Origin of the sequence: Lishizhenia sp. (assembly GCF_033720595.1) — a bacterium.
Lineage (GTDB): Bacteria > Bacteroidota > Bacteroidia > Flavobacteriales_D > Crocinitomicaceae > Lishizhenia.
The window spans coordinates 1-7,377 of sequence record NZ_JAWWCF010000155.1 but is presented as its reverse complement, the minus strand read 5'-3'; the positions used below and the strand labels follow the sequence as shown (position 1 = coordinate 7,377).

Genomic DNA, 7,377 nt, shown 5'->3' with positions numbered 1-7,377 from the left:
TCTAAAAAGGATGTAAATCCATAAAAAAAAGGGGATGATTTCTCATCCCCTTTGTCGGGGTGGCAGGATTCGAACCTGCGACCTCCTGCTCCCAAAGCAGGCGCGATGACCGGGCTACGCTACACCCCGATTAATGGAGATAATTCCTATTAATCTTTTGTTATTTCAAGTCTTTATCTTTCAATTGCAAGGGTTAGATTCGTTAACCATTCCCTGATTGCGGTTGCAAAGATAATCAACTTTTTTTAATCCGCAATTAAAATTGAAATAATTTTAATTTTTTTTTGCGGTGAGAGCGGGATTCGAACCCGCGGTACGATTGCTCGTACGTCAGTTTAGCAAACTGGTGGTTTCAGCCACTCACCCATCTCACCGTTGTGTTAAAGAACTGGCCGCAAAATTATGAATTCAATTGGTTCTTCAAAAGAAAATCATGCTTTTTTTTCAAAAAAATATCGATTAAAAATATAGGTGGCTGTTCCTTAGCTTTTTAAGATTTTGGTATACCTCATACTTCAAGCATGTTTCTATATTAGTAGTCCTTTAAAACGTGAAAGATGATAAAATACAACCCCAAAAATTGGTTTAAACTCGTAGTAGGTATACATAAAAGTGACACCCTAGCCATCTTGTGGAAGGAGTTGCTTTACTTTTTTGTCTTCACAATGGGGATTTGTTATGTTGCAGCCACCTATTTTCCCGGGTCGATGATGTTAGAAAACTTGCTCACTATATATTCAATTATAGGTTTTGTAATTTCACTTTTGTTGGTTTTTCGTACCAATACCGCCTATGATAGATGGTGGGAAGGAAGAAAAAAATGGGGCGAAATGGTAAATGATGCCCGAAATTTGGCGGCTAAATTAAGTGTGTTAGACTTAAAAGAAAGTGAAAGAGACTTCTTTAATAGAATGATTTCGAACTATGTTTTTGCCATGCGCGATCATCTAAGAGAAGGTGTTGTGATGGAGGAATTACTTTTGAATGAACAAGAAAAGGCCACGTTAGTAGAAAAAGGCCATGTACCTTCTCAACTTGTTAAAATGATTTATGCTGAAGTCAACATCTTGGTGAAAGAGGGGAGACTTAGTCAGGAAGCTTATATTACCGTTGAGCATACGTTGAATAATTTCTTGAATAATATTGGAGCGTGTGAGCGTATTAAGAACACACCCATTCCTTATTCTTATAGTATTTTTATAAAGAAGTTTATTTTTCTCTACACCGCCTCCTTGCCCTTGGCCTTGTTAGAATTCTTTGAATACTACACCGCCATTATTGCAACGCTAGTTTTTTACATCTTGGTAAGCATGGAAATATTGGCAGAAGAAATAGAAGATCCCTTTGGGAAGGACGAAAATGATTTACCTACTTCAGAATTGTCTTTGAAAATTCAGCAGAACGTACAAGAACTTTTTTATTAGGCCAATGGCCGGGTCATCCGTTCCTAGTAGCTTTGGTTAGCGTTAAGTCGCTATAACGGAGTGTGGGCTTCTGTTAGTCGCCCAGCACCCCTAACAGCCACTAAGCGCTGCCTTAAGCTACTACCACTGCTCCCCCTATTGGAATATACTCGTGATTGTTTACAGTAAAAGAAGTTGTAAGCACCGTTGATAGTGAGGTACTAGGTATTGCGTCTAAGTTAATATCTGCTAGCGGTAGAAGTGACAGGCGAGCTTATGAAGGGTTTTCTGAACTTGGGCTAGCCTTGCGACCACCGGAAGCGCAGGTGAGCCTTAGTATAAGTTGCCCTGCAGAAGCTTGACTATAACGGATAACGCGCCCGAGCAGCCCAAAAAAATACCTCTCCTTAAAAAGAAGAGGCATTTGCAATGTGTATATTGATTTGTTACTTGATTTCTATCACCAAGTATTTAGATATTTTCCAGAATTTCTGAGCATCGGTAATGATCAGTTTTCCATTCTCCCACTTGTAAGAGTCAGACGGGTGATCGGTGATGAATTTTGGATCTTTACCTCCAACGGTAATTTCTTTAATTTTTGTTTTATCTGCTTTGGTAAAGTAATTCTCGTTCATGTCTGCACTCAAATCTGTCTTTTTACCAATACCAATGAAACCACCTTCTTTTACAATAACGTTGTTCTCTACCAATTCTTCAACAGAACCCATTGTATAGTAAACTGTATTGAGCTCCATCATGGTCTCCAAGTTTAAATCAACTTGTTCTTGGTATTGATCAAAGAGTTCAGAGTACTGTACGTCAAGATCCGCCAATTGATTTTGAAGGCTTTCAATTTGTTCGTCTTTCGCTTTAATCTGCAATACCAAACGATCTACCATAGATTGTAATTCATCTATGCGCATGTTGTTGGACTTCAATTTGTTTTGCAGTTGTTTGACCTTACGTGCATTTTGCTCACGTAAAAAGTTGATGTTTTGAATTTGTTGTAGAATTTCTTTTCTACCGTCTTCACCTAGTTCTGGGTCGTTACTCTTGATTTGAATATCGTCCTTTTTCACACTTATAGAAGCCAGGTTGTCTTGAATTTCGTTAAAAAATGCGATAGACTCGTTGATCAGGGAGTCTTTGTTGTTGAGTTCTAATTTGAGTTGTTCAACTTGATTTTGAAGTTGAAGGTTTTCTGCATTCTGATTGTTAAGGGCAGCCTCTTGAACATCGCTGTTGTTTGTACAAGCCACTAAAGAAAGGGCGCAAAATCCGAGGATGTATTTGTTCATCGTAAACGTTTTAGTGTGAGGTTAACAAAGCTAATTAATTATATGGAATGGGGGAAGGGGGAGGAGGGGAAAGTTTTGGGGAGGGGATAATTATCAATTATTGACTGAGTATCCGCAATCCTTCCGTAAAGTTGCATCACGAAGAAAAAGTTTGTAACTTATTGTTAATCAATCTAAAATAATAAGTCATGAATAACTTAACCTTTTATTCTACCTATTCCAATGAAAAAACGTGTGTAGAATTTCTAAAACCATTTTATCAAAAAGTAGTTAATGATTGTTCAAAATGTGGACATGATAAGTTAAAATGGTACAATTCATTTTGTGGATGGAGGTGCCTGAAGTGCTCGAGTAAGGTGTCTTTGAAATCAATTTCTTTTATGCGAGATAGTAATAAAAGTTTTACGGAGTGGATGGAGATCTTACACTTAGTGTTGAATACGAAAAAGGCATATTCGATTAAAGAAATATTGCGTTTGTCACGGCAAACAAGATATGAAACTGTTTTTCATATGATTCGTAAAATTCAACAAGAATTGGCAACGATTAATCAACTAGAAGTACAGGAAAAACACGCAATTCTCGATGTTTCAGAGCTACATGAAAATAGCGCAACACTACCTGGAGAATTAGAAGTTTTTATTAACCTCTCTCAACGAAGAACAAGGGACCAATTACGTTTTGTTTTACCGAGAGAAATAGAGACAGCTGAACTTCGGAAAAAGCAATCCTTGTTGTGTGCATGTAACTATCAATTTCCAAAATTGTTAGTGAAACAGAAATGTAGTTTTCCCAAAATTGAAACGTGTTCTCAAATAGCTTTAAATGACAAATGGATGCACAAGGTTAAAGAGAATTTAATGAGAGTATTAGATGGAATTCATCATGAGTTATCTCTATTTCATATACAAGGAAAGTTAGACGAATATTGTTTTAAATACAACCATAGACATGCTCAAAGACCTAAACTGGTAGTTTTCTTTGATAGCTTAAAAATTGAGTTTCGGAAGAATTCCGTACACTCAAGATAGGGGCTTGTTTGGATCGCATAAAAGCATCAAAATAAAATTTTATCTTTGAGAAAAATTCAAACAACAGTATGAAAAAACTTTTTTCTACAGCTCTAATTTCCCTTGCTACCCTATCTATTTGGGCGCAAGAAGTGAGCTATAATTTAAGTATGCCCAAACCGCAAAATCACTACTTCAACGTAGAGATGAATTTGCAAGATTTCTCTAACGATTACATCGATATACAAATGCCAATTTGGGCGCCTGGATCTTACTTAGCGCGCGAGTTTCCTAAAAATGTAAACCTTGTCAAAGCAAAAAATCAAAACGGGAAAGAACTGGAAGTTTACAAGACCTCTAAAAATACTTGGCGTATAGAAAAGAATAAAAAAGATGACGTGGTGGTGAACTATGAAGTTTACGCTTTCGAACTTTCTGTTCGTACAAGTTTTCTTGATTTAACGCATGGTTACCTTAACGGAACGAGTGTTTTTATGTACCCTAAAGGACACAAAGACCTTGGTGGTGAATTAAACATTACACCTTATAAAGATTTCAAAAAAATCACAACTGCCTTGCCAAAGGCAGGAGACGGGGTTGCTAACGATAACAACACGCAGCGTTTTACCTACAACAACTATGATCATTTAGCAGATTGTCCAATTGAGATTGGTAATCAAGAAGAGTTTTCTTTCCAAGCAGCGGGTGTGAAGCACAATGTTGCCATTTACGGAGAAGGAAACTACGACGTAGAAAAGTTGAAGGTGGATATGGCAAAGATTGTGGAAAGTGCGACATCCATTTTTGGCGAAAACCCGAACAAAGAATACTGGTTTATTATTCACAATACCTTGAACGGTGGTGGAGGATTGGAGCATACCAATTCTACAACTTTAAACGTAAATCGTTGGTCATATGAAGGAGGGGCTTACTTAGGGTTCTTGTCTTTAGTAGCACACGAATACTTCCACTTGTGGAATGTAAAGCGTATCCGACCCGATGCTTTAGGACCTTTTAATTACAACGAAGAGAATTACACTTCTTTATTGTGGGTGATGGAAGGATTTACTTCTTACTACGATGAGTTGATTTTACGTAGAGCTGGTTTTTACAGTGAACAACAGTACTTAGGTAGATTAAAAAGTACCTTGAATTACGTGGAAGGATCTGAAGGGAATAAAGTGCAACCAGTTGCCCACGCTTCTTTTGATGCATGGATAAAATCGTACCGACCAAACGAAAATTCAGCAAACACTACAATTTCATACTATTCAAAAGGAAACTTGTTGGCGTTGGTGATTGATGCGATGATTATTGACAAGTACCAAGGTGAAAAGTCTTTGGATGATTTTATGCAAGTGTTGTACAACAAATTCTACAAGAAGTTAAACCGTGGATTTAGCGAAGATGAATTCCAAGCTGAGCTAGAAGACTTTTTAGATATGGATTTAAATGAATTCTTCCGTGATTTCGTGTACGGTGTAGAAACAATTCCGTACAACAAGTATTTGTCTAAAATCGGATTAGAAGTGAAAGATGCGAGTACAACAACTCCTTCTTTCGGAAGTTCAGTAAGTGAGCAAGATGGTAAGTTAATGGTGAGAAGAATCAGAGCTAACTCTGCAGCAGAAGATGCTGGTTTGAGCGTTAATGACGAAATCCTTTCTATTAATGGTTACCGAATGGACGCAGCGAAGTTTTCATCTTTCTTAGGAACGATGGCTCCTGGAGATAGCTTTACCTTAATCGTTTCTAGAGATGACGTGTTACGTGTGTTAGAAGCAAAAATGGGAGAGCACAAGCAAGATAGATACGAATTTGTATTGGATACTGCAGAAAACTCATTGGCGAGATACTGGTTGAGATTACAATAATTAAAAAGTATGATGAATTTATTTTTTAGAGGGATATGTTTAAGTATCCCTTTTTTTGGCTTAAGTCAGCACTTTAAAGAAGTGCAAATTCCTAAACCAGATAGTGCAACCTATAGCTATGCTCAAGTAGAGCCAAGTATTGCTATCAATCCTTTAAAACCTAAAGAGATGATAGCCGGAACTGTGATGGATGATTATTATTACTCTACGAATGGAGGGAGGAAATGGAAGTCTAAAACATTGCGTTCTAAATATGGTGTGAATGGAGACCCCGTGATGCACATAGATCAAAAGGGGAGGTACTATTATTTTCATTTGGCAAGTCCTAAAACATTCGGACATCACCTCGATCGCATTGTCTGTCAAAGTTCTTCAACAATAGAGGGTGATTTTAATCAAGGTTCTTACACCGCTCCAGAAGGTGTTAAAGTGCAAGACAAACATTGGGTGACAGAGAATTCGTTAAATGGCGAGTTGTATCTTACTTGGACACAGTTTGATGCTTATCTTTCTGAAAAACCGGGAGACAGCTCTCACATTATGTTTGCCAAATCTTCCGATCAAGGTGAGACATGGTCAGCACCAAAGCGTATTTCTCAAAGAGGTGGTGATTGTTTAGACGACGATAATACAGTGGAGGGTGCTGTGCCAGCTGTAGGACCTGATGGAACTATATACGTAGCCTGGACAGGACCTAATGGTTTGGTTTTTACCAAGTCAACCGATGGAGGAGAGACATGGCTCGAAAAAGAAATAGATGTAGCGCAACAAGTTGAAGGTTGGACACTTACTATTCCTGGGATTTATCGCGCAAACGGATTGCCAATTTTGAGATGCAACCCTAAAACCGGTGATTTGTTTTTGAATTGGGCCGATCAACGCAACGGGACAGGGGACACCGATATTTGGATCTCGAAATCAAGTGACAGTGGGGAAACATGGTCTGATCCTATTAAAGTGAACCAAGATGAAAGTAAACGTCATCAGTTTTTTACATGGTTAAGCATAGATCCAATTACAGGGTATTTGTATGTGGTTTATTACGATAGACGTTCAACCGAAGGTAATGCAACCGATGTATATTTAAGTGTGAGCAAAGACAATGGCGACAGTTTTACAGATTACAAAGTCAGTTCTTCCTCTTTTGTTCCGGATGACAAGGTTTTCTTTGGAGATTATACCAATATAGCTGTATATGATGGGGTTATACGACCTGTTTGGTCGCGTATGGATGAGAAAGAAATAAGTCTTTGGGTGGCTTTAATTAGTCAGAAACAATTGGATAAAATAAATAAGTAACCTAGGATACATAATTTCCTGTATGGAATTCAGACCTTTGCCGTCTAAAGAGTAAAATTGAGGTGTTTTTAGCATGCCAAGCTGTCAGTAGAATTTAATTGGTAAAATATTTGTCTGATAGAACTGAAACGTTAAATTTATCCTCGGATAAGGAATTATAAACATTAAATAAATAGAAATGGCAGTAGAAATTACAGATGCTAACTTTGACGAAGTAGTAATGAACTCAGATAAACCAGTTATGGTTGATTTTTGGGCTGAATGGTGTGGACCTTGTAGAATGGTTGGACCTATCGTTGATGAGATGCATGGAGAGTACGACGGGAAAGCAGTGATTGGAAAGGTAAATGTTGACCAAAACCCTGGAATTTCTGCTAAGTTTGGAGTAAGAAACATTCCAACAATCTTATTCATCAAGAATGGTGAAGTTGCTGATAAGTCTGTAGGAGCAGTTCCTAAAGCACAATTGGCATCTAAATTAGACGCGATTCTT

General features: G+C 37.7%; 6 protein-coding genes and 2 tRNA genes. 5 read left to right on the top strand and 3 right to left on the bottom strand.

Going from position 1 to position 7,377, the window contains the following annotated elements; genetic code table 11:
- Positions 1–54: 54 nt before the first annotated feature.
- Both R3333_RS10960 and R3333_RS10955 read right to left on the bottom strand, forming a co-directional pair.
- A tRNA-Pro gene (locus tag R3333_RS10960) sits at positions 55–129 on the bottom strand.
- Between the two features lie 158 nt (positions 130–287).
- A tRNA-Ser gene (locus R3333_RS10955) sits at positions 288–374 on the bottom strand.
- A gap of 183 nt (positions 375–557) precedes the next feature.
- On the opposite strand from R3333_RS10955, the gene R3333_RS10950 reads away from it, so the two are divergent.
- Positions 558–1,424 carry a bestrophin family protein gene (locus R3333_RS10950; protein ID WP_318958822.1) on the top strand — a complete coding sequence of 289 codons (867 nt, stop codon included), beginning with the start codon at positions 558–560 and terminating at the stop codon, positions 1,422–1,424.
- Between the two features lie 425 nt (positions 1,425–1,849).
- On the opposite strand, the gene R3333_RS10945 is transcribed toward R3333_RS10950, so the two are convergent.
- The gene (locus tag R3333_RS10945) at positions 1,850–2,701 is read right to left on the bottom strand and encodes a hypothetical protein (RefSeq protein WP_318958821.1); all 852 of its coding nucleotides are present in this window, start codon (positions 2,699–2,701) and stop codon (positions 1,850–1,852) included.
- A gap of 188 nt (positions 2,702–2,889) precedes the next feature.
- Here R3333_RS10945 and R3333_RS10940 point away from each other — a divergent pair, with 188 nt between their 5' ends.
- The 4 genes from R3333_RS10940 to trxA form a co-directional block, all read left to right on the top strand.
- On the top strand, positions 2,890–3,732 hold the full coding sequence (locus R3333_RS10940) for a hypothetical protein (protein WP_318958820.1): 843 nt from the start codon (positions 2,890–2,892) through the stop codon (positions 3,730–3,732).
- Positions 3,733–3,800: 68 nt separating this feature from the next.
- Positions 3,801–5,585 (top strand): M61 family metallopeptidase, encoded by a 1,785-nt coding sequence (locus tag R3333_RS10935; RefSeq protein ID WP_318958819.1) that lies wholly within the window; start codon positions 3,801–3,803, stop codon positions 5,583–5,585.
- 9 nt (positions 5,586–5,594) lie between these two features.
- On the top strand, positions 5,595–6,884 hold the full coding sequence (locus R3333_RS10930; protein ID WP_318958818.1) for a sialidase family protein: 1,290 nt from the start codon (positions 5,595–5,597) through the stop codon (positions 6,882–6,884).
- Positions 6,885–7,062: 178 nt separating this feature from the next.
- Positions 7,063–7,377, top strand: a 315-nt coding sequence (gene trxA, locus R3333_RS10925; RefSeq protein ID WP_318958817.1) for a thioredoxin, incomplete at its 3' end; no start/stop codon positions are given.